Raw genomic sequence first — 26,724 nt, 5'->3', positions numbered from 1 at the left:
GATTATCGACCGTTCGCCATGTCGAGCGCGACGTCGACGATCATGTCTTCCTGCCCGCCGACCATTTTGCGGCGTCCGAGCTCGACGAGGATGGCGCGGGTATCGAGGCCATGCTCGGCGGCGGCTTTCTCGGCATGTCGCAGGAAGGAGGAATAGACCCCCGCATAACCCAATGTCAGCGTCTCGCGGTCGACGCGCACCGGACGATCCTGAAGCGGGCGCACCAGTTCCTCGGCGGCGTCCATCAGCGCGAACAGGTCGCAGCCATGGTTCCAGCCATATACATCGGCGGCGGCGATGAAGACTTCAAGCGGCGCATTGCCTGCCCCTGCCCCCATCCCGGCCAGGCTGGCGTCGACGCGCCCCGCACCGTTCTGCACCGCGACGAGGCTGTTGGCGACGCCGAGGCTGAGATTATGGTGCGCGTGGACCCCGCGCTGCGTCTCGGGGTTCAGCACCCGGTCGTAGGCCTGCAACCGCGCCGCATAGCCGTCCATCGTCAGCGCGCCGCCGCTGTCGGTAACATAGACGCAATGCGCGCCATATTCCTCCATCAGCTTCGCTTGGCTCGCGAGGGGCTCGGGCTCCGACATGTGGCTCATCATCAGGAAGCCCGCGACGTCCATGCCGAGGTTCCGCGCGGCCTCGATATGCTGCTTCGACACGTCGGCTTCGGTGCAGTGCGTCGCAATCCGCACCGAGCGGACGCCCATCTCATAGGCGTGCTTGAGATCATGAACGGTGCCGATGCCGGGAAGCAGCAGCGTCGTGAGCACACTATGCTCAAGCACCTCGGCCACCGCGCCGATCCAGTCCCAATCGGTGTGGGCGCCAAAGCCGTAGTTGAAGCTCGACCCCTGCAGCCCGTCACCGTGCGACACTTCGATCGCATCGACCTTTGCGGCGTCGAGCGCCTTCGCGATCGCCTGTACATGATCGAGCCCATATTGGTGCCGGATCGCGTGCATCCCGTCGCGCAGGGTGACGTCCTGGATATAGAGCTTGGTCGTGGTCGGATCGAAGGTCATGCCGCCATCCTTGTCGCGATCTTCTCGGCAGTCTTCAGCGCCGCCGAGGTCATGATGTCGAGATTGCCCGCATAGGCCGGCAGATAATGCGCGGCGCCCTCGACCTCGAGGAAGACGCTGACCTTGAGGCCGGTGAAGCTGCCACCCATTTCGGGAATGTGCAGCGGCGCGTTGCCGCCGATGCTCTCGAACTGCACCGCCTGCTTGAGGCGGTAGCCGGGAACATAGGCCTGCACCTCGGCGACCATCGCCTCGACGCTCGCCGCAATCGCCGCGCGGTCGCCGTCGTCGCAGAGGCAATAGACGGTGTCGCGCATGATGAGTGGCGGTTCGGCGGGATTGAGGACGATGATCGCCTTGCCACGCGTCGCACCGCCGACCTTGATGATCGCCTCGCTCGTCGTCTCGGTGAACTCGTCGATGTTCGCGCGCGTGCCGGGACCGGCGCTTTTCGACGCGATCGACGCGACGATCTCGCCATAATGCACCTTCGCGACGCGGTTCACCGCCGCGACGATCGGGATCGTCGCCTGCCCGCCGCACGTCACCATATTGACGTTCGCCGCATCCAGATGCGCATCGCCGTTGACCGGCGGGATCGTATAGGGGCCGATTGCCGCCGGGGTCAGGTCGACGACGCGCTTGCCATGGGCGATCAGCGCTTCGCTATGCCGCTTGTGCGCGCCCGCCGAGGTCGCGTCGAAGACGATGCCGATATCGGCGAAGCCCGGCATCGCGATCAGGCCGTCCAGCCCTTCGGCGGTGATCGGCACACCCAACCTTTCGGCGCGTTTCAGCCCGTCGCTCTCGGGATCGATGCCGACGAAAGCGGCCATCTCCAGCACGTCCGACAGGCGCATGATCTTGATCATCAGGTCCGTGCCGATGTTACCCGATCCGATGATCGCCACCTTGGTTTTTGCCATCGTCTCAGTCCTGATAGGTGAAGCTGCACGCACCGATGCCGGCGATGCGTGCCTCGACATGATCGCCCGGCGCCAGCGCGACCATCGGCCCCAGCGCGCCCGCGAGCAGGATATCGCCGGCCTTGAGCGGCTCGCCGCGACCCGCGAGCGTTCGCGCCAGCCACGCCGCGGCGTTGAGCGGATTGCCGAGCGCTGCCGCACCGAGGCCGGTCGACGCGATCACGCCGTTAATCGCCATCTCCATCGCCGCGCCTTCGAGATCGAGCCCAGCGAGCGGCAGGCCCTGATCCGCCAGCACGAAGAAGGCCGACGAGCCATTGTCCGCGACCGTATCGGCGAAGCTGATCTTCCAGTCGGCGATACGGCTGTCGACAATCTCGATCGCCGCATGGACGCTGGCGACCGCCTTCGCGACCTGTTCGGCGGTCGTGTCGGTATCGGGCAGATCGGCGCCCAGGATGAAGGCGATCTCCACCTCCGCCTTCGGCTGGATCGTCCGCGCCGGATCGAGCGTCCCGCCATCGGCGACCCGCATATCGTCGAACAGCACCCCGAAGTCGGGCTGATCGACGCCGAGTTGCGCCTGCACCGCCTTCGCGGTCAGCCCGGCCTTACGCCCGACGATGCGGCGGCCCTGCGCTTCCCAGAAGCGGGCGTTGATCGTCTGTATCGCATAGGCGCCCTCTGCGTCGGTCGGCTCCAGCGTATCGCGCAAAGGCGCCACCACCCCGCCCGCATAGGCGTCGCGTAAGCGGCGGGCGACGGCTTCATATGTCGTCGTCATCGCGCTTTGCCCGGATGGACCGTGCCGCACTGGCCGCAGGTGCGCAGCTCCTCGCTGGCGTAAAAGGCCTCGAACAAAGGCGGCAGATCGCGGACGATGCTCTGAAGCTGAACCTCGACGCGGTGGACGATATGGCCGCAATCGTCGCAATACCATTGGAAGGCGTCGGTCACGCCTTCGGGCCGCTTGCGCTCGATGACCAGCCCGACGCTGCCCGCGACGGGGCGCTGCGGCGAGTGCGGGACGTTCGGCGGCAACAGGAAGATGTCGCCCGCGCGGATCGGCATGTCCTTTGGTCCGTCGTCGGTCCAGAGGCGCAGGTTCATATCGCCCTCGATCTGGTAGAAGAATTCCTCGAGCGGATCGACATGATAGTCGGTGCGCTGGTTGGGACCACCGACGACGGTGACGATGAAATCGGCGTCCTCCCAGATCTGCGCATTGCCGACCGGGGGTTGCAGCACGTCGCGATGATCCTCGATCCATTCGCGGAAGTTGAAGGGCAGTCCATAGGTCAGCATGGCGTCATCCTTTCGATGCGCGCGGGATGAAGGCGGTCGCCTTGATCTCGATCAGCAGGTGCGGGTGGGGAAGCTGGTGGACCGCGACGGTGGTGCGCGCGGGACCGGCCTCGTCGAAATATTCGGCATAGACGGCGTTGTAGCCGCCGAAGTCGTTCATGTTGACGAGGAAGCTCGTCACGTCGACGACATCGGCGAGCGAGCCGCCCGCGTCGGCGAGGATCGCGCCGATATTCTCGATCACCGCGCGCGTCTGCTCGGCGACGTCGAGCGACACCGTACCATATTCGTCGGCCGAGGCGCCCGCGAAGCTGTTGTCGGTGCGGCGCGAACTCGTGCCCGAGACGAAGACGAAATCGCCCGCGCGGCGATAGTGCGGAAAGCGGCCGCGCGGGCGCGCCTTGCCGGGGATCACCCTGCCTTCGCTATCGCCGTTCATGCCGCACCTCCTTCGATGGTGAAGCCGACGCGGCCGAGATGCCCCGCGTCGAGCGAGACGCTATGCGCCGCGCCGATCGCCGCCGCCGCGGTCGCGCCGCCAAGCATCACCGTCCAGCCCGGCTGGAGGGTGAGGCCCGCCGCGCCCGCGAGCCGCGCCGCGGCGACGAGCGAGCGGAGCGGGTCGCCGAGGATCGCGGCGCTCGTCCCCGTCTCCGCCACCTCGCCATCGACGCGCATCGCCATCGCGACGTCGGACACGTCGGTATCGGCGGCGAGCCACGGGCCGGTAACGAAGGCCGACGAGGAAGCATTGTCGGCGATCACGTCGCCAAGCGCGAAGCGGAAATTCTCGTAACGGCTGTCGATGATCTCGAGCGCCGCTGCGACCGCATCGACCGCCGCGAGAGCTTCGTCGCGCGTCACCTCGCCCGACAAGGGCGCCTTCAGCCGCACCGCAACCTCGGGCTCGACGCGCGGATGGATGAAGCGCGCGCGGTCGATCGCGGCGCCGTTGACGACGACCATGTCAGAGGTGAGCCGGCCCCATATCTGGTCCTTGAGGCCCATCTGCGCCATCTTCGCTTCGCTGGTGAAGCCCATCTTGACGCCCACCAGCGTCGCGCCACGCGCGAGACGATGGTCGATCGCGGCGCGCTGAATGGCATAGGCGTCGGCGAGCGGCAGGTCGCCCGCCTCCCCCGTGATCTGCGGGATCGCCCTGGCCTCGCGGGCGGCGGTGTCGAGCCTTGCGGCGATGGCGGCGATGTCGGCCATGATATCCTCTTACAGTTTCACGCAGATATTGGTCGGTTCGGAATAGAAATTCAGCGAATGCTCGCCGCCCTCGCGCCCGATGCCCGACAGCTTCATGCCGCCAAAGGGCGTGCGCAGGTCGCGCAGGAACCATTCGTTGACCCAGACGATGCCCACCTCCATCTGCGCCGCGACGCGGTGCGCGCGTCCCACGTCGCGCGTCCAGATCGCCGCGGCAAGGCCATAGTCGGTATCGTTTGCAAGCTCGATCGCTTCCTCTTCACTGTCGAAGGGCGCGATATGGCAGACGGGACCGAAAATCTCCTCGCGTACGCAGCGCGCATCGGGGCCGAGGCCGGTGAGGATCGTCGGCTGGACGAACGCCCCGCCCGCGAGCGCGCCGTCGAGTTCGGGCACCCCGCCGCCGGTCACCACCGTCGCCCCCTCGTCGCGCGCGAGCGCATAATAGGACAGCACCTTCTCGCGGTGGCCGTGCGAGATCAGCGGACCCATGTCTGCGCCTGACCAAGGGTCGCCAACGGTCAGCGCCTTCGCACGTTCGGCGAGCGCGGCGACAAAGCGGCCGAAGATCGGCCGCTCGACATAGATGCGCTCGGTGCACAGGCACACCTGCCCGCAGTTGGAGAAGACCGAGCGTACCGTCCCCGCAACCGCCTCGTCGAAATCGCAGTCGGCGAAGACGAGCGCGGCATTCTTGCCGCCGAGCTCGAAGGAGACGGGTTTCACGCCTGTTGCCGCGACGCGCATGATCGCGCCGCCGGTCGCCGATTCCCCGGTGAAGGTGATCGCGTCGATGGCGGGGTTGGCGGTCAGCCACTCACCCGTCGAGTCCGCACCGAAGCCGTGGACGAGGTTGAACACCCCCGGCGGCACTCCCGCCGCGTCCATCACCTCGGCGAGCAAAGTCGCGGTCGAGGGGGTTTCTTCGCTGGGCTTGACGACGACGACATTGCCGCAGGCTAGCGCGGGCGCGACCTTCCATGTCATCAGCAGCAGCGGCAGGTTCCACGGCGAAACGATCGCGACGACGCCCAAGGGTCGCGCGACCGCATAGTTGATCGCGCTGCGCCCGTCGGGCAGGTCGGTGCGGAAACTCGGCATCGCGCGCGCTTCGGCGAGCGCGGCGAAGGCGCGGAAGTTGGCCGCGCCGCGCGGAATGTCGATCGTGCGCGCCTGGTGCAGCGACTTGCCGGTGTCGGCGATCTCCGCCGCCGCGAATTCGTCGAAGCGCGCCTCGATCCCCTCGGCGATGCGGACGAGCAGCTTGCAGCGCTCGGCCTGCGACATCCTGCCCCACGGCCCCTTGAGCGCGGCGCGGCCCGCCGCAACGGCGCGATCGACGAGGTCGCGGCTCGCGAGCGACACGCGGCCCGCGACGCTGCCGTCGACCGGGTTCACATTGTCGAACCAGCCGTCGCCCTCGACGAAGGCTCCATCGACATAGTTGAGCACCGGCCGCGCAGCGAAGGGATAGGCGCTCATGCCGCGCCCCCGACGGCGACATAGCCCGCGGCATTGCTGTGCGCGGGGCCGGCCTTGCCGACATGGCCCGCCATCTGGAACAGCGACAATATGGTGTCGTTGAACTGGGTTGGCGCTTCGAGGAAGGCCGAATGACCGGCGTCGTTGACCTCAACGAGGAAGGAGCCCGCGACATCGGCCTGTGCAAGGCGCACCGCCTCGATCGGGAAAAGCCCATCCTCGACCCCGCAAAGGAAGAGGATCGGGAACCCCTTGCCGCCGAGATCGGCCGCCGGGCGCGCCTCGAAACGGCCCGCCAGGCTGTGACGATCGGCGGCGTTGAAGCTCGCGATCTGGCTATAGAGCGCTGCGAGCTCGCGCGGCGCGCCGGCGCCGAGGACGCGTTCAATCTGCGACAGGTCAGCGGTCTTTGCCCGCGCGGCGTCCATGATCGTCTTGATCTCGCCCGTCTCGGCGATGCCGTGCAGGCTGTCGCAGATGGCGAGCGCCGCGACGCGCTCCGGGGTGCGGTGGGCGAAGCCGACGCAGGTGCCCGCGCCCATCGACTGGCCGACGAACGCCGCCTTCTCCACGCCCAGATGATCGAGCAGCGCGGTCAGATCGTCGACAAAGGCGTCGCGCCCACGCCCGTCATGGTCGCGCGACAGGCCGAAGCCGCGATGGTCGAAGGTGACGACGCGGTTCGAGCGCGCCAGCGCATCGATCTGCCGATACCAGATCGCATGATTGCCGCCGATGCCGTGCGCGAGCACGACCGCCGGTCCTTCTCCGTGCGTCTGCCACCAGATTTCGGCGCCCGCCGTCGCCAGAATCCCGCTGTCCATCACGATACTCCCATCAATTTGCTGAGCCGCACGACATAGTCGCCGAACGCCGGGTCCTCGCGCGTCGCGCTGGGGTCGCGCGGGCGCGGCAGGTCGATGCGGACATCCTCGATAATCGTCCCCGGCCGCTCCGACATCACCAGCACGCGGTCGGAGAGCAGCACGGCTTCCGAAATGCTGTGGGTGACGAGCAGCACGGTCTTGCGGTCGCGCTGCCAGATGCGGAGCAGTTCCATGTTGAGCCGGTCGCGGGTCAGCGCGTCGAGCGCGCCGAACGGCTCGTCCATCAGCAGCACCCGCGGCCCGCGCGCCAGCGCCTGCCCGATCGCGACGCGGTGGCGCATCCCGCCCGACAGTTCGCCGGGACAGCTCGCCTCGAAGCCCGTCAGCCCCAGCGTCTCGACCAGCGCGGCAATTGCCGCTTCGTCGGGGCGCTTCGCCGCCGGGTCGAGGTCGACGCCGAGCAGCAGATTGTCGCGGACATTGCGCCACGGCAGCAGGTTCGAGGTCTGGAAGACGAAACCCATGTCGGCAGTCGGCGCGGTGACCTCGGCGCCGCCGAAGCGGATGCTGCCTTCCTCGAAGGGAACCAGCCCCGCGATCAGGCGAAGGAGCGTGCTCTTGCCGCAGCCCGAGGGGCCGAGGATCGAGACGAATTCGGCATCGCCGATCTCGGCGCTGACGCCTTGCAGCACCTGACGGCCGCCGAACAGCTTGCCGGCGTTCGAGAGGGAAATCACCACGCTCATGCCGCGCGCCACCAGATGAAGCGCTCCCAATAGGCGACGCCGTAGAAGAGCAGGAGAGAGAGGATCGTCACCGCGATCAGCGCGGCGAAGGTCAGCGTCGTGTGCCCCGAACCCGAGGCGGTGAGGATGAGGTTGCCGAGGCCGTCGTTCGAGCCGACGAACTCGCCCACCACCGCCCCGATCACCGCGAGCGGCATCGCGACCTTGCACCCGTCGAGAAAGCTCGGCAGCGCGGCAGGAAGGCGGAGGCGCCAGAAGGCCTGCATCGGGGTGGCGCGCAGTGCCCGGAAATGCTCCTCGAGATGCGCCGGAGTGCTGGCGAGCCCGCCGAGCGTCGCGATGATGATCGGGAAGAAAGCGAAGAGGAAGGCCATGATCAGCTTCGACGCGAGGCCATAGCCGAACCAGACGACGATCAGCGGCGCGAGGCCGATCTTGGGGATCGATTGCAGCGCGACGAACAGCGGATAGACGGTGCTTTTCGCGGTGCGCGAGAAATGGATCAGCGCCGCGATCGGCACCCCGAGCGCGACCGCGATCAGGAACCCCCAGAACACTTCGGTCAGCGTGACGAGGCTTTGCGACAGGATCGGCCCGCGCGACTGCCAGAGCTCGCCGAGGATCGCGCTCGGCGGCGGCAGCAGATAGGAGGCGATGCCCGACGCGCGAACGCCATATTCCCACGCCAGCCCGAGCAGCAGAAAAAAGCCCGCGCTGATCGCGGTATCGCGATTGAGCAGTCTGCTCACGCGTCGTCGCCCTTGTCGAGCAGCGCCTGAATGCGCGCGGGCGGCGGCACGAGGAATTTCTCGAGGTGCCAGCGGTCGAAGGTTTCGAGATCTTTCCCGTCCCACACCGAGGGCGCATAGGGGCTGTCGGCGGTGATCTGTGTCATGTCGGTGTAGAATTCGACATTGTTGCCGTCGGGATCGCGGAAGACGAGGAAGCTGTTCGCCCCCGGGCCGTGCTTGCCGATGCCGCGGTCGATGGAGATGCCGCGCGCGACAAGCATCGCCGCGACCTTCTCCATCTCCTCGATCGTTTCGAGGCGGTAGGAGAAATGCTCGACCGCGGGATAATGCCCCTCGGGGATCGCGCTGTGGCCGGGCGGAAGCTGGAGCAGCGCGAGGTCGTGGTGATCCTCGCCCGCGCGCAGGAAGACCATATGATGGTCGATCCAGTCGGACACGGTGAGCCCGATCACCTCGGTATAGAAAGCGAGGCTGCGGTCGATGTCGCGTACCTTGAGCACGAGGTGGCCGAGCCGCGTCGGGCGCGGGCGGTAGGAAGCGGGATCGGTCATGGCTGATTCCCCATCGGAACGAAGGCGTTGGTGAAGAGCTGCGGCATCTGGTCGAAGCCCTGAAGCTGGCCGCTCGCCTGCAGCGTGGTGACGGTGCGCTCGATCTTCTCGGGCGCGAGGCGGTGCGAGCCGCCCTCGGCCGCCATCAGGTCGGCGGTTTCGCGGATCTGGCGTTCGGTGACGGCCTCGTCGAGCAAGGGATAGGCCTTGCGGATGATCGCGAGCGCGCCCTTGGGATCGCGCGCCGCGTCGGCATAGCCGCGATAGGCGGCCTTCAGGAAAGCGCGCACCAGATCGGGCTGCTTTTCGATCAGCGCGTCCTGCGTCGCGAAACCGCTGCCGTAAACGTCGAGCCCGAAGTCGGCATAGGCGATGCGCCCGATCGTCACCCCCTTCGCCTTCGCCGCCTTGTCGAACAGCGCCATCGAATTGCCGAGCCAGCATTCGGCGGCGTCGATCCGTCCCTCGACGAGCGAAGAGACGACGATCGCCGGGTCGAGCTGGATCTGCTCGACGCGCGCCGGGTCAACGCCATTATCCTTGAGCCATGCCGGGAGCAGCGCCTGAATCATCGAGCTTTGCCCGGCGCCGAAGCGCAGGCCTGCAAGGTCGGCAGGCTTCGCGATATTGTGCCGCTCCTTGACGAAACAGGCGCCGGCGGGAAGCCGCATGTTGATGCCGCCGATCATCCGCACCTTGCCGCCCTTCGCGCGGCTGAGCGCGACCGACAGCGGATCGATATAGGCGAATTCGAACATGCCCTGGTCGAGCTCGTTCGCGGTCCGCATCCCGCCGAAACCGCGCACCGGCTCGACCGCGAGCCCGGCGTCAGCGAAATAACCCTTGTCGATCGCGACGAAGATGCCCGCCATGCTGCCCTGCGGCAGCCACGCCATGTTGAAGCGAACGGCGCGCGCGCCCTCCGCCTGCTTCGCGACCTGCGGCGCATTGCCGCCGAACGCGCTCCACAGCGTCAGCGCGGCGATGGCTGCAACGACGAGCAAAGGCGCGATCAGCGCGCGGCGCGAAAAGGCGGTCTTCGGCGTCATGCGCACGGCAGGTGCGGCGCCGAGACGGGGTTGCGAAGCTCGCCTATGCCTTGGACCCAGGCATCCATCACGTCGCCGTCCTTCAGGAAGACGCCGCGCCCCATGCCGACCCCGGCGGGGGTGCCCGAGGCGATCAGGTCGCCCGCCTTCAATTCGAGGATCGTCGAGAGATAGGCGATCTGCTCATAGATGTTGAAGATCATCTCGGACGTGTTGCCGTCCTGCATCGCCTCGCCGTTGACCTTGAGCCCGAGGCGGATGTCATGCGGATCGCCGAGGCAGTCGCGCGGCACGAACACCGGGCCGAGCGGCGTGAAGCTGTCGAAGCTCTTGCCGCGGAACCAGTCGTGCGAAAAGGGAAAGTCGGTCCGCCGCGTGCGGTCGCGCGCCGACACGTCGTTGACGATCGTATATCCCGCGATGAGGTCGTGCGCGTCGGCGACAGCGACGTTTTTCCCCGCACGGCCGAGCACGACGCCGAGCTCGACCTCCCAATCGGGGCGCGACACCTGTGGGGGGACGACGACCGTCTCGTTCGGCCCGACGACGCTCTCGACCGTCTTCAGGAAGACATAGGGCTCACTCTCGGCCTTGGCGGCGAGCTTGGTCTTCATCTCGTCGGCATGTTCGATGAAGTTCGATGCGGCCGCGAAGATACGGCGCGGCTCGAACGGCGCCGCAAGCGCGGGTGCGTCGATTCCGCTCGCCGCGCCTTCCAGCGCGCGGGCGAGCGCGAACAGCCCGTCGCGCCGCGCGTCCCAGTCGCGGATGATCGCGGTGACGTCGCCCGCCACCGACGCGAAGCCATGCGCGTCGGCGGCATCGTGCAGATCATGGAAAGCATCGCCGACCCGGATCGTCGGGCGCGCGCCCTCAGGCGTGGCGCGGGTGGCTAGGGCAAAGCGGGTCATGCGTCGATCTTCCTTCTCAAAATGGCGCGCGAAGCCGGGCGCGGCGCAGCCGAATGCAAAGCCGGCGCCGATCGCCGCCAGCGCGGTGCGACGGTCGAGGGAGACATCGGCCATCGCATTTCACCCGAAGGCCCGGATCGGCATCCGCGCCGCCGCGACTGGTTCCCGTTCCGGTTTCAAAAACGCCTGCATGGCTCCCCCAAAATGCAGTCCTGCTTGTGCGGGGCGGACGATATGCAGTCAAAGATAGAAAATGCGGCCACCTATAACCAAAAATACATAGCCAGAGGATGATCAGCTCAGACGGAAACGCCGCGCTTCCCCCACCGTCATCCCGGCGAAGGCCGGGATGACGATTCCATCGAGCATGATTGCGCTCCAGCCGATCGGCATCTCTATATCCGTTCAGAGATAGCGGGCCGGACAATCGATATTATCGCATATAACAGCGACGCCGTAGCGCGGCGGATATGAAGAGCATTGGCATCGCCGGTTTCGGCACCATCGGCCGCGTCGTCGCGCGCCATATCGAAGCGAGCGACCTGCCGCTGACGCTCGCGGCGGTGTCCGCAGGCGACCGCGCACGCGCCGAGGCGGCGATGGCGAAGCTCGCACGCCCGGTTCCGATCGTCGACACCACCGAGCTCGTCGCCCTGTCCGACGTGATCGTCGACAGCGCGCCGACCGCCGCCTTCCGCGAGATCGCCGAAGCGACGCTCCGCGCCGGCAAGACGCTCGTCACGGTCAGCGGCGCAGCGCTGATGCAATGGCCCGAAGCCACCGACCTAGCTCGTACGCACGGCGGCCGCCTGATCCTCGCGACCGGCGCGCTGCTCGGGCTCGACGCGGTGCGCGCGGCGGCGATCGGCACGATCCATTCGGTGACGATGGTGACGCGCAAGCCGGTCAAATCACTGATCAAGGCCGAGCATATCGTGCGCAACAAGATCGACCTGACCGCGATCACCGAGCCGCTGAAGATCTTCGAGGGCAATGCGCGCGAGGGCGCGATCGCTTTTCCGGCCAACGTCAACGTCGCGGCGGCGCTCGGCCTTGCGGGCGTCGGCCCCGAACGCACCCGGCTCGAAATCTGGGCCGACCCGGCGCTCGAACGCAATACCCACCGCATCGTCGTCGATTCGGACAGCGCGCGGCTCGAACTCGGGATTCAGAATATCCCGACCGACGAAAATCCCGGCACCGGCCGCATCACTGCGCAGAGCATCGTCGCGGCGCTGAACGATCTCGTCAGCCCCATTCGTATCGGAACATAGAAAGGTTTCCTGATGACCACCCGCCTCCGCCATGTGGCGATCGCCTCCGCCGACCCCGACAATTCGGTCGGCTTCTTCACCGACGTCCTCGGCTGGACCGTCGCCGGCAAGATCGACAGCCGCAACGCGCGCGGCTATTATGTCACCGACGGCCACATCAACATCGCCCTGCTCTGCTTCAAGAACCGCCCCGCCGCGGGGATGGAGTTCCCCGAGGGCTATACCGGCCTCCATCACATCGGCTTCCAGTGCGATGATATCGCCGACGTCGTCGAGCGCTTCGAGAATTCGGGCTATGCCCCGCGCCACGACGTCAACCTGGCGCAGGGCCTCGGCAAGAATCCCGCGAAGGACAATGCCGAATACAAGATGGCGGGGCCGGAGAATGTCATGGTCGACGTCTCCGAGCGCGGCTGGGCGGGCACCGAGAGCTTCAAGGGTACACCGCCGGCAGCGTGAAATCGCAGCCATCCTGACAGACGAAAGCCGCCGAAGCCCATCGCTTCGGCGGCCTTTTTTGATTTGACGAAGATGCATGGAAAACGCGCTGCATCCTCCTCACTTCGTCATTCCCGCGAAAGCGGGAACCCAGTGTGGGGTCAGCCGACGCATGCTCTGGGTTCCCGCTTTCGCGGGAATGACGAATGTTGGGAAACAACCGCTTCCTACCCCAATGCCGACGATGGCTACAGGTTCAGGAACGTCCGCGCGTTGCCGCTGAAGATCTTCGCCTTCTGCGCCGGCGACAGGCCGCCATGCTCGCGCACCAGCGCGCCGATGTCCTGTTCGCCGAGCGGAAAGGGATGGTCGGAGCCGAGCAGGATGCGGTCCTCGCCCATCACGTCGACGAGCAGGCTGAGCGCGCGCGGGTCGAACACCGCCGAATCGACGAAGAAGCGATCGACATAGGACGAGGGCGGGTTCGGGCAGTCGACGCGAACGATGTCGCGATGCTTCCACGCATTTTCGACCCGGCCGAGCAGGAAGGCGAAGCTGCCGCCGCCGTGGCCGAAGCAGATGCGCAGGCTTCTGGGCAGGCGCTCGAACGCGCCCGACAGGATCAGCGACAGGATCGAAAGCTGCGTCTCGGCCGGCATCGCGACGAGCCAGGGCAGCATATATTTGGGCATCCGCTCGCGCGCCATCATGTCCCACGGGTGGACGAGTACCGCCGCGCCAACCTCCGCGCAATGGGTGAGGAAGGTCAAAATGCCTTCGTCGTCGAGATTGCGCAGCCCCATATGGTTGCCGATCTGGACGCCGAGATGTCCCGCCTCTATCGCGCGGCTGACCTCGGCGCACGACAGGTCGATGTCCTGCAGCGGCACCTGCGCGAGCGCTTTCATCCGCCCGGGCGCGTGGCCGCAAAAATCGAGCGCCGCATCGTTGAAGCGCCTGGCGCATTCGAGCGCCTGCTCCGCCGGGCGGCTGTAACCGAACATGATCGGCGTGGCGCAGATGATCTGAAGATCGATCCCCTGCTCGTCGAGCGCCTCGACGCGCCGCGCGGGATCCCACAAAATATCCTCGACCGGGCGAAACGTCTTCGCACCCTGCATGATGAAGCCCTTGCCCGCACCATCGTCCCGCAGCCAGGGCAGACCTTCGGCCTCGGCGCGCGCGCGATAGGCGGCATCCATCGCGGGAAAGAAGTGGCTGTGCATGTCGATCACGGCCGCCTGTGTCGCACCCTCGTCCATCATGATTGTCGCCGCATCCTCGCCATTTCGCCTTGCCGCGGCGCGCCGAAGCGCGCGGGCCATGCGGTTGAGTAACGAGGGTCAGCTATCAACAATAATCCCGAGACTTGCCCTAGCTATTACAAAACGGCTATATCCAAACAGAAGTGGCACCGGCCCGCTCCCCCCACCCGGCCTCCCCGATGATAATAGCCCATGGGAGGTCGGGTGGGGGAGCGGGCCGTTGCCGAAGCCAGAGCATGGCGGAGGATCATCATGCCTAAATTTCACGAGAATTTCCTGCTGAGCCGGTTGAAGCTGCGCCAGCTCCGCCTGCTCACCGCCATCGCCGACGAGGGGACCGTTTTGAAGGGCTCGCAGGCGCTGAACATCGCGCAGCCTGCCGCGACCAAGAGCATCAAGGAGCTGGAGGACGCGCTCGGCGTCCAGTTGTTCGAGCGCTCGTCGCGCGGGGTCAGCCCGACCGATTTCGGCGCGGTGATGATCAAGCACGCCAAGCTGATCCTCGCCCAGCTTCGCCACGCGAGCGAGGAATTGCAATCGCTCGAGGAGGGATTGTCGGGACGCGTCCATGTCGGGACCTTGCTCGCGGCGTCGACGTCACTGCTGCCGCGCGCGCTTGCGCTCCTCCGCGAACGGCGGCCGGGGATCGCGGTCACGGTCGCCGAGGGAACGATCGACCGGCTGATGCCGGGGCTGCGCACCGGCGACATCGATGTCGTGCTCGGCCGCCTGCCCGAATATCGCGAGCGCGAGGGGCTGAAGCAGGAGGTGCTTTATCTCGACACGGTGTCCATCATGGTGCGCGAGGGGCATCCGCTGGCGGCGCGCGTTTCGCTCACCCTTGCCGAGTTGGTCGAGCAGGCGTGGGTCATGCCGCCGACGCAGACGTCGCTGCGTCGTCAGATCGACCATGCCTTTCGCCACGAAGGGCTGGAACCGCCGCGCGACGTGATCGAATCGGTGTCGATCCTGACCAACCATGCGCTGCTGGTCAGCACCGACATGCTCGCCGCGATGCCGCATCAGGTCGGGCTCGGCCAGGCGGGGCTGGTCGCGCTGCCGGTGACGCTGGAGGGCGCGGGTTCGCGGATCGGCGCGACGACGCATGCGAACGTCGAGCTATCGGCCGCCGCCGCCTATTTCATGGGCGTCGTTCACGAGGTCGCCGCGGAGATCCGGGACGAACTGGGTCAGGATCAGGAGGTCCTCGCCGACCCCGCCGCGACGCACCGCCAGACGAAGTAAGCGGCGGTGATCAGCACCAGCCACGGCCCGCCCGCGAACACCGCGACCTGCCAGTCGGCGTCGATCGCCATCGTCACCGTGATTGCGCCGAGCAATCCCAGTCCCAGTATCTGCGCATAGGGGAAGAAGGGCATCCGCACCGGCAGGTCGGCCGCACGATGTTTGCGGCGGAAGCGCAAATGGCTGACGAGGATCGCGCTCCAGACGAGCAGCCCGCCGAACAGCACGATGCCGAAGAGATAATTATAAGCGAGCGGAGTCAGGATCGACAGCGAGGCGGCGGCGAGGATGCCGATGCCGGTGACGATCGTCGCGCGCATCGGCACATGTTGCGCGTTGAGCTCGCCCAGCTTTCGCGGCGCATAGCCGCCGCGCGCGAGCGAGAAGAGCATCCGCGAGCCCAGATAGATGCTGGTGTTCATCGCCGACAGCGCCGCGGTCGCGACGACGAAGTTCATGAGGCCCGCGGCATAGGGGATGCCCGCGCTCGCGAACATCTTCACGAACGGGCTTTCGGTGACGACCTTCGCGCCCGACTCCGTCCACGGCAGGAAGGCGACGATGATGAACAGCGCGAGGATGTAGAAGAGGAACAGCCGCGCCGCCATCGTCCTGAGCGCGGCGGGGATTGCGACCTTGGGGTCTTTCGCCTCGCTCGCGGTGCCGACGACGAACTCGAGCCCCATGAAGGAGAAGAGCGCCATCAGCACCGCCAGCCAGACGCCCGAAAAGCCGTTGGGCAGGAAGCCGCCCGCGAGCCCGGTGACATTGTGGAGCCCCACTGGATCGCCGACGACGCCGAAGATGCGGCTGAGCCCGACGACGATGAAGGCGACGATCGCCGACACCTTGATCACGGTCAGCCAATATTCGACCGAGCCGAAATTATGCACCGCGCGCGTGTTGACCCAGACGACGGTGGCGGCGCTGCCGAGCGCCCACATCCACACTGGCGTGTCGGGAAACCACCAGCCCATATAGATGCCGACCGCGACCGCCTCGCTGCCGATCAGCAGCACCTGCTGGATCCAATAGGTATAGCGGACGATGAAGCCCATCATCGGCCCGAGGTAGATTTCGGCATAGGTGCCGAACGAGCCCGCGGTCGGGTGGACGACCGCCATTTCGGAGAGGCTGAACACCATGATCACCGCGACCAGCGCCGCGATCGCATAGCTGACGAGCACGCCCGGCCCGGCATAGCCGATCGCGATCCCCGATCCCATGAACAGGCCGGTGCCGATCGCGCCGCCGAGGCCGATCATGATGATCTGCGCCTTGCTGAGCCCACGTTCGAGCCCGGCCTCGCGGTCAAGATAGGCCTGTTCGTCCATGTTTGCGTCCCCTCCCCTGCCGCTCATGTGACCGCGTCGCGGACCTGATGCTCGGGCAATTTCCAGATGCCGCCGTCCATGATCGCCACCAGCCGGTCGACCGCGTCCCACACGTCGGCATAGCCGACATAGAGCGGCGTGAAGCCGAAGCGCACCGTGTCGGGGGCGCGGAAGTCGCCGATCACCCCGGCGGCGATCAGCGCGCGCATGATCGGATAGCCGTCGGCGTGCGCGAAGGACACCTGGCTGCCGCGCGCCGCCGCGTCGCGCGGCGAGGCGAGCGTGAAGCCGTGCCCGGCGCAGCGCGTCTCGACGAGGCGGATGAAGAGGTCGGTGAGCGCCATCGACTTGGCGCGGATCGCGCCCATGTCGGCGGCGAGGTGGATGTCGAGCCCGACCTCGACGAGCGCCATCGACACGATCGGCTGGGTGCCGATCAGGAATTGGCGGATGTCATGCTGCGGGCGGTAGCCGGGCTCGAAAGCGAAGGGCGCGGCATGGCCCCACCAGCCGGTGACGGGCTGGAGCGCCTGCCCCTGATGCCGCTTCGCCGCGAACAGGAAGGCGGGCGAGCCGGGGCCGCCGTTCAGATATTTATAGGTGCAGCCGACCGCGAAATCGGCATTGCAGCCGTTGAGGTCCACGGGCATCGCCCCGGCACTGTGGCACAGATCCCAGATCGCGAGCGCCCCCGCCGCCTGCGCGCGCGCGGTGATCGCCGCCATGTCGTGGACATGGCCCGACTTGTAATGGACATGGGTGATCGCGACCGCGATCGTCTCTTCGTCGATCGCGTCCGCAATCTCGTCCTTTTCGCAGAGCCGCACTTCGACGCGCCCGCCGGTCGCCGCGGCGACGCCCTCAGCGATATAATTGTTCGTGGGGAAATTGCTGCCTTCGAGGATCAGCACGCGGCGGTCGGGGCGCAGCGCGACCGCGGCCGACAGCAGCTTGAACAGATTCTGGCTCGTCGAATCGCAGACGACCACCTCGCCCGGCGCCGCGCCGAGCAGCGGCGCGAGCTTGTCGCCGAGGCGCACCGGCAGGTCGAACCAGCCCGCGCTATTCCAGCTTTTGATAAGGTCGGTGCCCCATTCGCGCGTCACCACCTCGTGGGCGCGCGCTGCCGCGCCCTTCGGCATCGCGCCCAGCGAATTGCCGTCGAGATAGATCATCCCTTCGGGCAGGTCGAAGCGGGCGCGGAGCGGTGCGAGCGGGTCGGCGGCGTCCATGCCCAGGCAGGCGGCGCGGTCGAGAGTATCAAGCGTCATGGAAACAAATCACCTTCGTCTGCGACATTTCGCGCGCGGCGAAGCGCACGCCCTCGCGGCCCATATTCCCTCGCCCCGCACCGCCGAAAGGCATGGCGTCGAGGCGGTAATCGGTCGAATCGTTGATCATCACCCCCGCCGCGCGCAGCCACCGCGCCGCGTGGCGCGCGTGCCCGAGCGATTCGGTGAAGATGGCGGCGTGGATCGCATAGTCGGCCCGGTTGGCGGCGTCGATGGCTTCGTCGAGCTCGTCGAAGCGGAACAGACTGACCACAGGGCCAAAGGCTTCGTGGCAGGCGACGCGCGCGTCGTCGGGGACGCCGGCGAGCACAGTCGGTCGCACCAGCGCCCCGGCACGCTCGCCGCCCGCGAGCAGGGTGGCGCCGCGCGCGACGGCTTCGTCGGCCCAGGCGAGGATGCGCGCCGCTTCGTCGCCGCCGATCATCGGCCCGACATCCGTATCCGGGTCCATCGGATCGCCGACGCGCAACGCCTCGGTGGCAGCGATCAGCGCCTCCCGAAAAGCGTCATAGATGGCATCGTGGACGTAGAGGCGCTGGACGCCGATGCAATTCTGCCCCGCCGCGCCGAACGCGCCCGCGACGCAGGCGGCGGCGGCCTTTTCGACATCGGCATCGTCCATCACGATAACCGGGCCGTTGCCACCGAGTTCCATCGCGACGCGCTTGACCCCCGCCGAGCGGCAGATCGCCTGGCCGACGTTGGCGCCGCCGGTGAAGCTGACCATCGCCACGTCGCCATGCCCGGTCAGCGCATCGCCGAAATCGCGCCCGCGCCCGGTGAGGAGGTTCAGCGCCTCGGCGGGCAATCCCGCCGCGAGCAGCAGTTTCGCGAGCATCACAGCCACGAGCGGCGCCTGCTCGGCGGGCTTGAGCACCACCGCATTGCCCGCGGCGAAGGCGGGGCCGAGCTTATGGCAGACGAGGTTGAGCGGATCGTTGAACGGCGTGATCGCCGCGATCACCCCGACGGGTTCATGGACATAATGACCCGACCGCGCCTCGCCGCCCGGAAAGCTGTCGAAGGCGATCGTCTCGCCCGCGAGCCGTACCGCTTCCTCGGCCGAGAGGCGGAGCGTGTTGACCGCGCGCGCCACCTCGCGCGACGCGGCGCGGATCGGCTTGCCGGTCTCGGCGGTGATCGCGGCGGCGAAGCGCTCGGCATCGGCCGCGAGCGCCGTCGCGGCGGCGTGGAGGATGCACGACCGTTCGCCGGTCGACAGGTCACGCATCGCCTCGGCGCCGCGCAGAGCGCTCGCCACCGCGCGATCGACATGGCTCGCATCGGCGCAGGCGACCGCGCCAAGCGCTTCGCCCGACCATGGGTTGACCACCGGCATCGTCTCGGCCGCCGCTTCCCAGCGGCCGCCGATCAGGAGCGACCGGCCGGTATCGACCGCGACATGCATCATGGCTTGTCCTTGCGCAGCACCAGCGCGTCATATTCGCGGCTGTCGAGCAGCGCCTCGACGATCACCGGGCCATCGGCCGCGAAACCCGCATTGAGCGCGGCGCGGAACTCGGCGGGGTCGCGCGCGACCGTGACGGGAACGCCGAACAGCGACGGACCGCCGATCGTGCCCTCGGCACGCACCGGAGTGCCATAGATGGGGTTCGCCTTCTTTTCCTGCTTGATACGGATCAGCGCGAGGTCGTTGTCGGTGAAGACAACGATCACGATCGGCAATTTCTCGCGCACCGCGGTCGCGAGCTCGCCGACGGTCATCAGAAAGCCGCCGTCGCCGACGACGCAGCACACCGGGGTATCGGGGCGGCAGAGCTTCGCGGCGATCGCGGCGGGCAGTCCGAAGCCCATCGCCGACCAGCCGTTGGTCATGATCTGCGTCCCCGGTCGGGGCGTGCGCCAATGCTGGCCGATCAGATGGGTGTGCGCACCGACATCGCAGGTCATGATGCCGTCGTCGGGGAGGACGTCGCGGAGCACGTCGAGCGCCGCGCAGGGCCCGAAGCGCCCGCCCGGCCCCGCGAGCTTCGCGAACATCGCCGCCTTGCGCTCGCCGAGCGCGGCGAGATCCCAGCCCTTGGTTTCGGCGGGCAGCGCGAACAGCGCGTCGAGCGCGGGCGCGATCGCACCGACGACCTCGGCGGCGACCGGATGCTTGGCGCGATCGATGTCGGCGGGCGCGACGTCGACGCTGGCGAGCGCGAGCCCGTCCTTCATCCAGCTTTCGTAATTGAACTCGATCGGGTCATAACCGACCGCGACGACCAGATCGGCCTCGGCATGGGTGAGTCCGACCCTGTCGGACAGCGCGTGAAAGAGGACGCCGGCGTAATTGGGATGATCCTCCGGCACCATGCCCTTTGCCATCGGGGTCAGCAGCACCGGCAGGCCGAACCGCTCGGCGAGCGCGACGATGCGATCCTGCGCCTGTGCGTGGACGGCGCCGAGACCGATCGCGAGCACCGGCCTTTCGGCGGCGGCGAAGGCGGCGACGAGCGCGTCGATCGCGGCGGCATCGGGCAGCGGCAGCGGGTCGGCGGCGACCGCGCCGATCGTCGCGGCCTCGACCGCCTCCGCGCTCATTCCCTGCGGCAGCCCGACGTGCACGGCACCGGGGCGACCCGACAGTGCGATACGCGCCGCCTCGGCCAGCGTGTCGACGGCGCTGTCGGCCGCGATCCGCATCGTCGCCTTGGTCAGCGGCGCGAACAGCGCCTGATGATCGATCGCCATCTGCACCGTGCGGCCGCGCAGCGGCGCGGGCATTTCGTCGGTCAGCGCGATCATCGGCGAACGGTCGAGCGTCGCGCCGCCCACTCCGGTCGCAAGGTTGGTGGCGCCCGGCCCGAAGGTGCCGAAGCAGGCCCCCGGCACCCCGGTCAGCCGCCCGCACACATCGGCCATGAAGCCCGCTCCGCCCTCGTGGCTGGTCAGCACGAAATCGATGCCGTCGGTGGTGCGGATCGCCTCCATATAGTCGACCCAGCCGCCGCTCGGCACGCCGAAGATATGGCGCACACCCAAGTCGCGCAGCCCCGTCACGACGTTGCGGGCCACTGTGGTCGATGTCATGCGCGATCCTTCATGCGAGAGTGCAGTCGCACCCCGATTAGGCGCGGGCGCCATACACAAATAATATCAAATGCCCGCGATGATATGGCGAACCAGTTATAGGAAGCGGTTCGCGATCGTGCCGATGCCGTCGATCCCGCCCTCAACGACATCGCCCGCCACGAGGCGGCCGACGCCCGCGGGGGTGCCGGTATAGATGAGGTCGCCAGGCTTGAGTTCGACATAGGTGGACAGCTCGGCGATGATGTCGGCGACCGGCCAGATCATGTCGACGATGTCGCCGTACTGCCGCAGCTCGCCACTCACCGACAGCCAGATACGCGCGCTCGACGGATGGCCGATCTCGCTGGCGAGGCGGATCGGCGAGAGGACGGCGCTATGGTCGAAGCCCTTCGCCATGTCCCACGGCCGCCCGCCGGTCTTGGCGTCGGCCTGCAAATCGCGGCGGGTCAGGTCGTTGCCGACGGCATAGCCGAAGATGCAATCCGCCGCCTCGTCGGACGCGATATTCGCGCCACCCTTCGCGAGCGCCACGACGAGCTCGATCTCGTGATGCAGATTGGCGGTGCGCGGCGGCATTGCGATATCGGCCGTCCCCGCCACCAGCGCATCGGCGGGCTTCGAGAAGAAGAAGGGCGGCTCGCGCGTCGGATCGCCGCCCATCTCGCGCGCGTGGTCGGCGTAATTCTTGCCGACGCAGAATATCCGGCGGACGGGAAAACGCTCGCCGCTTCCGACGATTTCGGCGGTGGGAGCGGGGACATCGAAACGCATGGGCAAATCCTCAGGCTGGCGGATAGAGCGCCGCGCGGCATTTGCCGAGGTCGGCGCCTTCGAGGCCGCTTTCCCTCACCGCATTCCACGGGCTGCCCATCCTGTCTTCGGGGCGATACCAGAAGCCATAGAGCTTGCCGTTCGCCGCGACCAGCGTCGCCGCGCCGATGCTGCCTTCCGCCTTCGAATACCAGGCGAGCCGCATGATCCGCCCGAAGACCGTGCCGCGCAGCGTGCCGAGCCCGTCGTTATAACAGCCGAAGACCTCATTCCCCTTTTGCCGCAGCAGGATCGGGCCATATTCGTGACTGTAAATGCCGCCGGCCTCGGCGATGGCCGCGCCGCCGCGCTGATCGAGCGTGCCGAGGACCGCGAGGTCCGAAAGCCGCGTCTGGCCGCTGCCCGCCCAATTGCTGTCGATGCGCAGCCGCAGCCAGCGTGCCGCCGCGGGCTTCGGTAGCTTGACGACGGTCTGTGCGTCGGCCTTTGCCTCGCCTTCGACCAGCGTTTCATAGGGACCATCCGGTCCCGCGGTCGAGCCGAGCAGCGCGAAGCGCCGCACCGGCGACCCCTCGGCGGTCTGCGACATCGACCCGTCCTCGCGCACCACCGGCTCGAAGCGGTTGTCGAGCGCGACGGCGTCGATCTTGCCGGTGCCCGCGAGCTCGAAATTCAGCGCATGCGGCAAGGCGATTCCCTTGTCGGACAGCCAGCCATAGGCGGGGCCGCCGTCGACGAGGTTGATCGTCCAGGTCGACCAGTGCCGCTTCGCCTCGCCCGCATCGGCCTCGGCGATGCCGCCCCAGCTGATGTGGAGGATATTGTCGCCCGCGGGCTCGGCGGGCTTGGCCGCCGGCTTGTCGGGGGCCGCGTTCGAACATCCGGCAAGGAGCAAGGCTCCCGCCAGCGCCATCATGGCTGTACGCATCGGTTTGTCCTTCTAAAACATTGCTTCCGTCATCCCGGCGAAGGCCGGGATCCCGACCTCGCGTCTCACCTCATCGGCGAGACCCCCGCCTTCGCCGGCGTGACGAACAACTTTCTATTTCCGCTCGGGCCAGACCGTCTTCGGCGCGCCGAGGTTGGGCTTGCCGAGCAACGGGCTCGACAGCGCGTAGACGCCGTTCACCGAAAAGGCCCAGATGATCTTGCGGTCATATTCGGTGAACACCGCGAAGGTCGAATTTTCCTTCGCATAGTCGGGCAGTTCGGCGTCGGTCGGGAAGCGCGGCACGAAATAGCCCGCGATGCTCGGTTTCGCCGGGTCCTTGACGTCGAAGATCTGGATGCCCGCGGTATAGAAGGCATAGATGGCGAGCCCCTGGCCCCCCTCGACTTCGCCGGGCTGCCCCATCCCGCCCGACCTTTTGGGGCCGAAACTGCCGCGGCGCTGGCAATAATCGGTGAAACCCGCGTCCTTCGGCGGAGTCGGGCGCGGGAAGCGCGCCGCGATCTTCGGGTGCGCGGGGTCGCGCGCGTCGATCGAATAAATGTCCTTGTACGGCTCGTAGCAATTGCCGTTCATCGGATAGCCGTTGCCGAACACGAAGCCAGTGCGATCGTATTGGCTGATGTCGACATTGTCGAACTCGGTCCCGGCATAGCTCGGCGGCACCGTCACATGGCCCAATGTCTTCGGATTCGCGGGATCGGAGAGGTCGAAGCTGTAGAAGCCGAGACCGCCCATGCCGCCGAAGCCGATCTTGCCGCCGTCCTCGATCGGCCTGGTGAGCAGCAACGCGGTTCGCGACCCCATCCAGCTCGTCCGGTTGCCCGCGCGCGGATTGGCGCGATAGGCATCCTCGCTCTCCTTGTCGCCGAGCCGTTGCCCCGGGACCGTGATCTGCGAAACAAATTTCGGATCGGCCGGGTCCGACATGTCCCAGACCTGATAGCCGGGCGAATAGAGATAGTCGGGATATTCGGTCGCCGAATAGCTGTCGTCGGGCGCCGCCGAGAGCAGCATATATTTGCCGCCCCACCACGCCACCGAGTCGAGTGCGCCCGATCCCTGCTGCTCGCCGATCGGCGCGTCGGGGTGCTGGTAATCGGTGGTGCGCGTCGCGATCAGCTTCCACTTGTCGGGCGTCGGGCCGTCCATCACGAAGACCTTGAAACCCTTGAGCGAATTATAATGGCGCTGCTCGGCCACCTTGTCCGGCTCGCGCTTCTTGTCCTCCATCAGGCCGAATCGGCCTATCTCGTAGGACGCGACGAGGATGTTGCGCTGGAGCGTCTTGTTCCAGGCGATGGTGACGCCACCGAAATAGTCGGTGACCGCCGCCGCGTCCCAATCCTCGCTCGACCCTTTCGGACCCCATACGCCGCCCTGCGACCACACCGTCTTCGCCTTGCGCGGGTCGGTGACGTCGAGAATGCGCAGATAGTCGCGGTCGTGGGCGTAGAGATAGCGCTTGCCGCCGAAATCGGCGATGTTCGCCCATGCGTGCCAGGGCGAGGTCACCGCGGGATAGAAAGCGATGACCTTCACATTCTTCGCGTAACTGTTCTGGTCCCAATGATCGAGCTGGCCGGGAAATGCCGGCGCGTCATTGGTGAGCGGCGTCGCGACCGGATGGCGGAAGCTGCCGTCGGGGTTCATGCCGTAATCGGCGCCGGGAACGGGCGGGCGCGGCGGATTGTCGGGGGTCGCGGCGATCCAGGCCTTGAGCCAGGGGTCGCGGATGTCGACCGGACCGGGTTCCTTCGCACCCCAGTCCGCCGCGGCGAGCGCCGTCGCCCCGAGACAGGCGGCGATTGCCGCGCCCGCCATGATCCTGATCCCGCGCTTCATTGCGAACCCTTTCTTTTCATAGGTCCTTCCCCCGAAGAGGAAGGACCCGTTATCCGTCGAACCGTCGATGCTCAGAAGCGGAACCGCGCGGTCACGCCATAGGTGCGCGGTGGGATATAGGTCGAATAGATGGTCCCGAACAATTCGAGCTTGCTCGTATAGTTGAGCTCGTTGGTCAGGTTCTTCGCCCAGGCCGTCAGCTCCCACTTGTCGTCGGCATCGCGCAGTCCGATCCGCGCATTGAGCAGGATTTCGGAATCGAACTTCAGAATGGGCGTGTTCGGATTGTCGAAGAAATTGGCTCCCGTGTACTGGAAGTCGCTGCCGAGGACGAGCACCAGCCCTTCGCTGACCGGCTGTTCCAGATTGGCTGCGACGTTGAAGGCATGCTTCGGCGTCCGGCGGCAAGTGTTGCCGTCGAGGTCGGTCCCCTCGTCATCGATGATCAGTTCGCCGGTGAAATTGCACTTCGAGAAGGCATAGTTGCCCGACAGGGTGAAGCCATCGGTGATCCGCGCCTGGAAATCGAGCTCGAGGCCATAGGCGCGCGTGCCGTTCTTGGCATTGAACACGAAATTGTCGGGCGGCATCCCCGGCCCCGGCGACAGGAACTGGTTGGTCTGGAGATTGTCGTAGTTGGTATAATAGGCCGCGGCGTTGATGAACAGGCGCCGGTCGGCGAGCGCCAGTTTCGCGCCCACCTCGAAGCTGTCGGCGGTTTCGGGATCGAACGACACCAGCGCTTCGGACGGGGTGTTGGCATCCTCGCCGGTCCAGCCGCCGGGTTTGTAGCCCTTGGCATAGCGGCCGTAGAGGGTGACATTGTCGCTGGGCTCGAAACGCAGCGTCGCGCTCGGCAGCCAGGCGTCCCAGCTCCGCGTCTCGCCGACGGTGAAATTGACCGCCTCGCCCTCGAACGAGACGCCCGAGCGATTGTTCGAATAGCGCTTGTGGTCATAGGCATAGCGCAGCCCGGCCTCGAAGGTCAGCTTGTCGGTGATGCTGTAGCTGAGTTCGCCAAAGACGCCGACATTGTCGTTCTTCGACGTCGTGACCGTGTGGTTCGACCCCGGCGACGGCGTCGCGGGCGTGCCGCCATAGGCCATGGCGAAGGCGAATTCCTCGATCGCCTGATAGTCGGCGAACAGGAAGTTCACATCCTCGGCGCGGCGGATATTCTCGTGCAAATAATAGACGCCGCCCTCGACGCGCAACGGCCCGCCATTGTCGAAGCGCAGGCGCAATTCCTGCGAGAATTGCTTCACATCCTCACCCTTGCCGCTGTCGAAATAGCTGTCGGGCACAGTGGCGAGATAGGTATCGAGCCCGGCGAGCATCGCCGAGGTGATGTCGGGCGCGTTGGTTGCGGGGTCGATCGGGAAGTTGAACAGCATCCCCGACCCGTCCTCGCGCGCCGTGAGCGAGCTGTCGCGATAGGCGGTCTGCGAGGTGATGCTGATCCCGTCGCTTGGCTGCCAGTCGATCGTGCCGCTCACCCCATACATGTCGCCGTTCTGGAAACCGGTGAAATTATGGTTGCCCGAGCGATGCTTGGCGCTCTTGAACGGCGCGTTGCGGTTCGGCAACACGAAGCCCGGCAGGCTGTCGATCGTCGGCGCATAATAGCCGAGGTAGGTCACTTCCTGGCTGTCGCCGGGAATCAGGATGTCGACCCAGCGCGCGCCGTCGCGATGGCGCGTATAATCGGCCGACAGATTGATATCGAGCGTCGCGTCGGGCTGCCAGCGAAGCTGGGCGCGCACCGACTGCATATTCTGGTCCTCCTCGTCGCCGCCGCTGAGGTTCTTGGCATAGCCGTCGTGGGTGCGCGAACTGGCGGTCAGGCCGAGGCTGACCGTGTCGGACACCGGCCCGCGAACCGACGCCGCGACGTCGAGGCGGTTGTAATTGCCATAGGTCGCCTCGAAGCGGCCCTCGAAGGTATCGCCGGGCTTCTTGGTGACATAGTTGATCAGGCCGCCGACGACGCTCTTGCCGAAGCGCAGCGCCTGCGGCCCCTTGAGCACCTCGACGCGCTCGAGGTCATAAAGGTCGAGCAGCGACCCGGTGCCGCGCGACAGATAGACGCCGTCGACGAAGATGCCGACCGCCGCGTCGGCGCCCGCGCCCTGGATGTCCGAGCCGATGCCGCGGATGAAGAGCTCGGTGTCGACCGCACGCTCGGCACTGAGCTTGAGACCCGGCACGCGATAGGCGACTTCGGAGAAATCCTTGATCCCCGCGCGTTCGAGCGCCGCGCTGCTGAACGCCTGGACCGAGATCGGCACGTCCTGCAGGCTCTCCTCGCGCTTGCGCGCCGTCACGACGATATCGTCGCCCAGCGCCGCGCTGCCGGCACTTTCATTGTCTGCGGGCGCCGACTGCGCCTCCGCCACGGTCGGCAAGGCGCAGGCCGCAGCCGTAACCAGCAAGGCCCGGCGCCAGTTTCGATTCATTCGCATAATCTACCCTCCCCAGCG

The 26,724-nt window shown here is 66.8% G+C and carries 26 protein-coding genes; 4 read left to right on the top strand and 22 right to left on the bottom strand.

From position 1 onward, the window contains the following. Positions 1 to 2 precede the first annotated feature (2 nt). From dmpG to ACVENA_RS04035, 13 genes are read right to left on the bottom strand one after another with little or no spacing between them, the layout of a single operon-like run. A complete protein-coding gene (dmpG, locus tag ACVENA_RS04095) occupies positions 3 to 1,028 on the bottom strand; it encodes a 4-hydroxy-2-oxovalerate aldolase (protein WP_449327765.1) in 1,026 nt (341 codons plus the stop codon). Continuing rightward, entirely contained in the window at positions 1,025 to 1,954 is a 930-nt protein-coding gene (locus tag ACVENA_RS04090) for an acetaldehyde dehydrogenase (acetylating) (RefSeq protein WP_449327764.1), read from the bottom strand. Before ACVENA_RS04090 ends, dmpG begins: the two co-directional genes overlap by 4 nt. A 4-nt stretch (positions 1,955 to 1,958) precedes the next feature. Then, positions 1,959 to 2,738 carry a 2-keto-4-pentenoate hydratase gene (locus ACVENA_RS04085; RefSeq protein WP_449327763.1) on the bottom strand — a complete coding sequence of 260 codons (780 nt, stop codon included), beginning with the start codon at positions 2,736 to 2,738 and terminating at the stop codon, positions 1,959 to 1,961. Further along, positions 2,735 to 3,259 carry a 3-hydroxyanthranilate 3,4-dioxygenase gene (locus ACVENA_RS04080; protein WP_449327762.1) on the bottom strand — a complete coding sequence of 175 codons (525 nt, stop codon included), beginning with the start codon at positions 3,257 to 3,259 and terminating at the stop codon, positions 2,735 to 2,737. Before ACVENA_RS04080 ends, ACVENA_RS04085 begins: the two co-directional genes overlap by 4 nt. 4 nt (positions 3,260 to 3,263) lie before the next feature. Next, positions 3,264 to 3,698, bottom strand: a complete 435-nt coding sequence (locus ACVENA_RS04075) for a RidA family protein (protein WP_449327761.1) — start codon at positions 3,696 to 3,698, stop codon at positions 3,264 to 3,266. Beyond that, positions 3,695 to 4,474, bottom strand: coding sequence for a 2-keto-4-pentenoate hydratase (locus ACVENA_RS04070; protein ID WP_257548359.1), 780 nt, complete (start codon positions 4,472 to 4,474; stop codon positions 3,695 to 3,697). The genes ACVENA_RS04075 and ACVENA_RS04070 overlap by 4 nt, the downstream gene beginning before the upstream one ends. Positions 4,475 to 4,483: 9 nt before the next feature. Then, positions 4,484 to 5,956 carry a 2-hydroxymuconic semialdehyde dehydrogenase gene (locus ACVENA_RS04065; RefSeq protein WP_449327760.1) on the bottom strand — a complete coding sequence of 491 codons (1,473 nt, stop codon included), beginning with the start codon at positions 5,954 to 5,956 and terminating at the stop codon, positions 4,484 to 4,486. Beyond that, positions 5,953 to 6,780, bottom strand: coding sequence for an alpha/beta fold hydrolase (locus tag ACVENA_RS04060; RefSeq protein WP_449327759.1), 828 nt, complete (start codon positions 6,778 to 6,780; stop codon positions 5,953 to 5,955). The genes ACVENA_RS04065 and ACVENA_RS04060 overlap by 4 nt, the downstream gene beginning before the upstream one ends. Next, complete coding sequence (locus ACVENA_RS04055) at positions 6,780 to 7,529, bottom strand: ABC transporter ATP-binding protein (RefSeq protein ID WP_449327758.1); 750 nt, start codon at positions 7,527 to 7,529, stop codon at positions 6,780 to 6,782. The genes ACVENA_RS04060 and ACVENA_RS04055 overlap by 1 nt, the downstream gene beginning before the upstream one ends. Then, the gene (locus ACVENA_RS04050; RefSeq protein ID WP_257548353.1) at positions 7,526 to 8,278 is read right to left on the bottom strand and encodes an ABC transporter permease; all 753 of its coding nucleotides are present in this window, start codon (positions 8,276 to 8,278) and stop codon (positions 7,526 to 7,528) included. The genes ACVENA_RS04055 and ACVENA_RS04050 overlap by 4 nt, the downstream gene beginning before the upstream one ends. Next, a complete protein-coding gene (locus ACVENA_RS04045; RefSeq protein ID WP_449327757.1) occupies positions 8,275 to 8,832 on the bottom strand; it encodes a VOC family protein in 558 nt (185 codons plus the stop codon). Before ACVENA_RS04045 ends, ACVENA_RS04050 begins: the two co-directional genes overlap by 4 nt. Then, positions 8,829 to 9,881: an ABC transporter substrate-binding protein gene (locus ACVENA_RS04040; protein WP_449327756.1), complete on the bottom strand. Its 1,053-nt coding sequence runs from the start codon at positions 9,879 to 9,881 to the stop codon at positions 8,829 to 8,831. The genes ACVENA_RS04045 and ACVENA_RS04040 overlap by 4 nt, the downstream gene beginning before the upstream one ends. Next, on the bottom strand, positions 9,878 to 10,792 hold the full coding sequence (locus tag ACVENA_RS04035) for a fumarylacetoacetate hydrolase family protein (protein ID WP_449327755.1): 915 nt from the start codon (positions 10,790 to 10,792) through the stop codon (positions 9,878 to 9,880). Before ACVENA_RS04035 ends, ACVENA_RS04040 begins: the two co-directional genes overlap by 4 nt. Positions 10,793 to 10,813: 21 nt before the next feature. Between ACVENA_RS04035 and ACVENA_RS04030 the strand changes: the two genes are divergently transcribed. The 3 genes from ACVENA_RS04030 to ACVENA_RS04020 all read left to right on the top strand — a co-directional run bounded on the left by ACVENA_RS04030 (position 10,814) and on the right by ACVENA_RS04020 (position 12,525). After that, the gene (locus ACVENA_RS04030; RefSeq protein ID WP_449327754.1) at positions 10,814 to 11,086 is read left to right on the top strand and encodes a hypothetical protein; all 273 of its coding nucleotides are present in this window, start codon (positions 10,814 to 10,816) and stop codon (positions 11,084 to 11,086) included. Between the two features lie 176 nt (positions 11,087 to 11,262). Beyond that, a complete protein-coding gene (locus tag ACVENA_RS04025) occupies positions 11,263 to 12,066 on the top strand; it encodes an aspartate dehydrogenase (protein ID WP_449327753.1) in 804 nt (267 codons plus the stop codon). A gap of 12 nt (positions 12,067 to 12,078) precedes the next feature. Further along, positions 12,079 to 12,525, top strand: coding sequence for a VOC family protein (locus tag ACVENA_RS04020; protein WP_449327752.1), 447 nt, complete (start codon positions 12,079 to 12,081; stop codon positions 12,523 to 12,525). A gap of 227 nt (positions 12,526 to 12,752) precedes the next feature. On the opposite strand, the gene ACVENA_RS04015 is transcribed toward ACVENA_RS04020, so the two are convergent. Then, positions 12,753 to 13,829, bottom strand: coding sequence for an amidohydrolase family protein (locus ACVENA_RS04015; RefSeq protein WP_449327751.1), 1,077 nt, complete (start codon positions 13,827 to 13,829; stop codon positions 12,753 to 12,755). Between the two features lie 192 nt (positions 13,830 to 14,021). Here ACVENA_RS04015 and ACVENA_RS04010 point away from each other — a divergent pair, with 192 nt between their 5' ends. Further along, on the top strand, positions 14,022 to 15,014 hold the full coding sequence (locus ACVENA_RS04010) for a LysR family transcriptional regulator (RefSeq protein WP_449327750.1): 993 nt from the start codon (positions 14,022 to 14,024) through the stop codon (positions 15,012 to 15,014). Here the strand turns inward: ACVENA_RS04010 and ACVENA_RS04005 are convergent. The 8 genes from ACVENA_RS04005 to ACVENA_RS03970 form a co-directional block, all read right to left on the bottom strand. Next, positions 14,966 to 16,348 (bottom strand): amino acid permease, encoded by a 1,383-nt coding sequence (locus tag ACVENA_RS04005; RefSeq protein WP_449327749.1) that lies wholly within the window; start codon positions 16,346 to 16,348, stop codon positions 14,966 to 14,968. The genes ACVENA_RS04010 and ACVENA_RS04005 overlap by 49 nt on opposite strands. Positions 16,349 to 16,371: 23 nt before the next feature. After that, entirely contained in the window at positions 16,372 to 17,619 is a 1,248-nt protein-coding gene (gene kynU, locus ACVENA_RS04000) for a kynureninase (RefSeq protein ID WP_449327748.1), read from the bottom strand. Further along, positions 17,609 to 19,051 carry an aldehyde dehydrogenase family protein gene (locus tag ACVENA_RS03995; protein ID WP_449327747.1) on the bottom strand — a complete coding sequence of 481 codons (1,443 nt, stop codon included), beginning with the start codon at positions 19,049 to 19,051 and terminating at the stop codon, positions 17,609 to 17,611. The genes kynU and ACVENA_RS03995 overlap by 11 nt, the downstream gene beginning before the upstream one ends. Further along, positions 19,048 to 20,676, bottom strand: a complete 1,629-nt coding sequence (locus ACVENA_RS03990) for a thiamine pyrophosphate-binding protein (RefSeq protein WP_449327746.1) — start codon at positions 20,674 to 20,676, stop codon at positions 19,048 to 19,050. The genes ACVENA_RS03995 and ACVENA_RS03990 overlap by 4 nt, the downstream gene beginning before the upstream one ends. Positions 20,677 to 20,772: 96 nt before the next feature. Then, complete coding sequence (locus tag ACVENA_RS03985) at positions 20,773 to 21,450, bottom strand: fumarylacetoacetate hydrolase family protein (RefSeq protein ID WP_449327745.1); 678 nt, start codon at positions 21,448 to 21,450, stop codon at positions 20,773 to 20,775. Positions 21,451 to 21,460: 10 nt separating this feature from the next. Beyond that, positions 21,461 to 22,378 carry a hypothetical protein gene (locus tag ACVENA_RS03980; RefSeq protein WP_449327744.1) on the bottom strand — a complete coding sequence of 306 codons (918 nt, stop codon included), beginning with the start codon at positions 22,376 to 22,378 and terminating at the stop codon, positions 21,461 to 21,463. 114 nt (positions 22,379 to 22,492) lie between these two features. Then, positions 22,493 to 24,244, bottom strand: coding sequence for a hypothetical protein (locus ACVENA_RS03975; RefSeq protein WP_449327743.1), 1,752 nt, complete (start codon positions 24,242 to 24,244; stop codon positions 22,493 to 22,495). 71 nt (positions 24,245 to 24,315) lie between these two features. Then, a complete protein-coding gene (locus tag ACVENA_RS03970; RefSeq protein WP_449327742.1) occupies positions 24,316 to 26,706 on the bottom strand; it encodes a TonB-dependent receptor in 2,391 nt (796 codons plus the stop codon). Between the last annotated feature and the right edge of the window lie 18 nt (positions 26,707 to 26,724).

Source organism: Sphingopyxis sp. 550A (assembly GCF_053569535.1).
Note: the sequence above shows the minus strand (reverse complement) of the source record. Positions and strands in the feature narration are given on the sequence as shown.

Excerpts from the sequence above, each read along its gene's own strand:
- ACVENA_RS04045 (WP_449327757.1), bottom strand. The coding sequence starts at position 8,832 with ATGACCGATCCCGCTTCCTACCGCCCGCGCCCGACGCGGCTCGGCCAC.
- kynU (WP_449327748.1), bottom strand. The coding sequence starts at position 17,619 with ATGACGCTTGATACTCTCGACCGCGCCGCCTGCCTGGGCATGGACGCC.
- ACVENA_RS03980 (WP_449327744.1), bottom strand. The coding sequence starts at position 22,378 with ATGCGTACAGCCATGATGGCGCTGGCGGGAGCCTTGCTCCTTGCCGGA.
- ACVENA_RS04005 (WP_449327749.1), bottom strand. The coding sequence starts at position 16,348 with ATGGACGAACAGGCCTATCTTGACCGCGAGGCCGGGCTCGAACGTGGG.
- ACVENA_RS04015 (WP_449327751.1), bottom strand. The coding sequence starts at position 13,829 with ATGGCCCGCGCGCTTCGGCGCGCCGCGGCAAGGCGAAATGGCGAGGAT.
- ACVENA_RS04020 (WP_449327752.1), top strand. The coding sequence starts at position 12,079 with ATGACCACCCGCCTCCGCCATGTGGCGATCGCCTCCGCCGACCCCGAC.
- ACVENA_RS03995 (WP_449327747.1), bottom strand. The coding sequence starts at position 19,051 with ATGATGCATGTCGCGGTCGATACCGGCCGGTCGCTCCTGATCGGCGGC.
- ACVENA_RS04090 (WP_449327764.1), bottom strand. The coding sequence starts at position 1,954 with ATGGCAAAAACCAAGGTGGCGATCATCGGATCGGGTAACATCGGCACG.
- dmpG (WP_449327765.1), bottom strand. The coding sequence starts at position 1,028 with ATGACCTTCGATCCGACCACGACCAAGCTCTATATCCAGGACGTCACC.
- ACVENA_RS04025 (WP_449327753.1), top strand. The coding sequence starts at position 11,263 with ATGAAGAGCATTGGCATCGCCGGTTTCGGCACCATCGGCCGCGTCGTC.
- ACVENA_RS04080 (WP_449327762.1), bottom strand. The coding sequence starts at position 3,259 with ATGCTGACCTATGGACTGCCCTTCAACTTCCGCGAATGGATCGAGGAT.
- ACVENA_RS04035 (WP_449327755.1), bottom strand. The coding sequence starts at position 10,792 with ATGACCCGCTTTGCCCTAGCCACCCGCGCCACGCCTGAGGGCGCGCGC.
- ACVENA_RS03985 (WP_449327745.1), bottom strand. The coding sequence starts at position 21,450 with ATGCGTTTCGATGTCCCCGCTCCCACCGCCGAAATCGTCGGAAGCGGC.
- ACVENA_RS04010 (WP_449327750.1), top strand. The coding sequence starts at position 14,022 with ATGCCTAAATTTCACGAGAATTTCCTGCTGAGCCGGTTGAAGCTGCGC.
- ACVENA_RS04085 (WP_449327763.1), bottom strand. The coding sequence starts at position 2,738 with ATGACGACGACATATGAAGCCGTCGCCCGCCGCTTACGCGACGCCTAT.
- ACVENA_RS03975 (WP_449327743.1), bottom strand. The coding sequence starts at position 24,244 with ATGAAGCGCGGGATCAGGATCATGGCGGGCGCGGCAATCGCCGCCTGT.
- ACVENA_RS04030 (WP_449327754.1), top strand. The coding sequence starts at position 10,814 with ATGGCGCGCGAAGCCGGGCGCGGCGCAGCCGAATGCAAAGCCGGCGCC.
- ACVENA_RS04040 (WP_449327756.1), bottom strand. The coding sequence starts at position 9,881 with ATGACGCCGAAGACCGCCTTTTCGCGCCGCGCGCTGATCGCGCCTTTG.
- ACVENA_RS04075 (WP_449327761.1), bottom strand. The coding sequence starts at position 3,698 with ATGAACGGCGATAGCGAAGGCAGGGTGATCCCCGGCAAGGCGCGCCCG.
- ACVENA_RS03970 (WP_449327742.1), bottom strand. The coding sequence starts at position 26,706 with ATGCGAATGAATCGAAACTGGCGCCGGGCCTTGCTGGTTACGGCTGCG.
- ACVENA_RS04060 (WP_449327759.1), bottom strand. The coding sequence starts at position 6,780 with ATGGACAGCGGGATTCTGGCGACGGCGGGCGCCGAAATCTGGTGGCAG.
- ACVENA_RS04055 (WP_449327758.1), bottom strand. The coding sequence starts at position 7,529 with ATGAGCGTGGTGATTTCCCTCTCGAACGCCGGCAAGCTGTTCGGCGGC.
- ACVENA_RS04070 (WP_257548359.1), bottom strand. The coding sequence starts at position 4,474 with ATGGCCGACATCGCCGCCATCGCCGCAAGGCTCGACACCGCCGCCCGC.
- ACVENA_RS03990 (WP_449327746.1), bottom strand. The coding sequence starts at position 20,676 with ATGACATCGACCACAGTGGCCCGCAACGTCGTGACGGGGCTGCGCGAC.
- ACVENA_RS04065 (WP_449327760.1), bottom strand. The coding sequence starts at position 5,956 with ATGAGCGCCTATCCCTTCGCTGCGCGGCCGGTGCTCAACTATGTCGAT.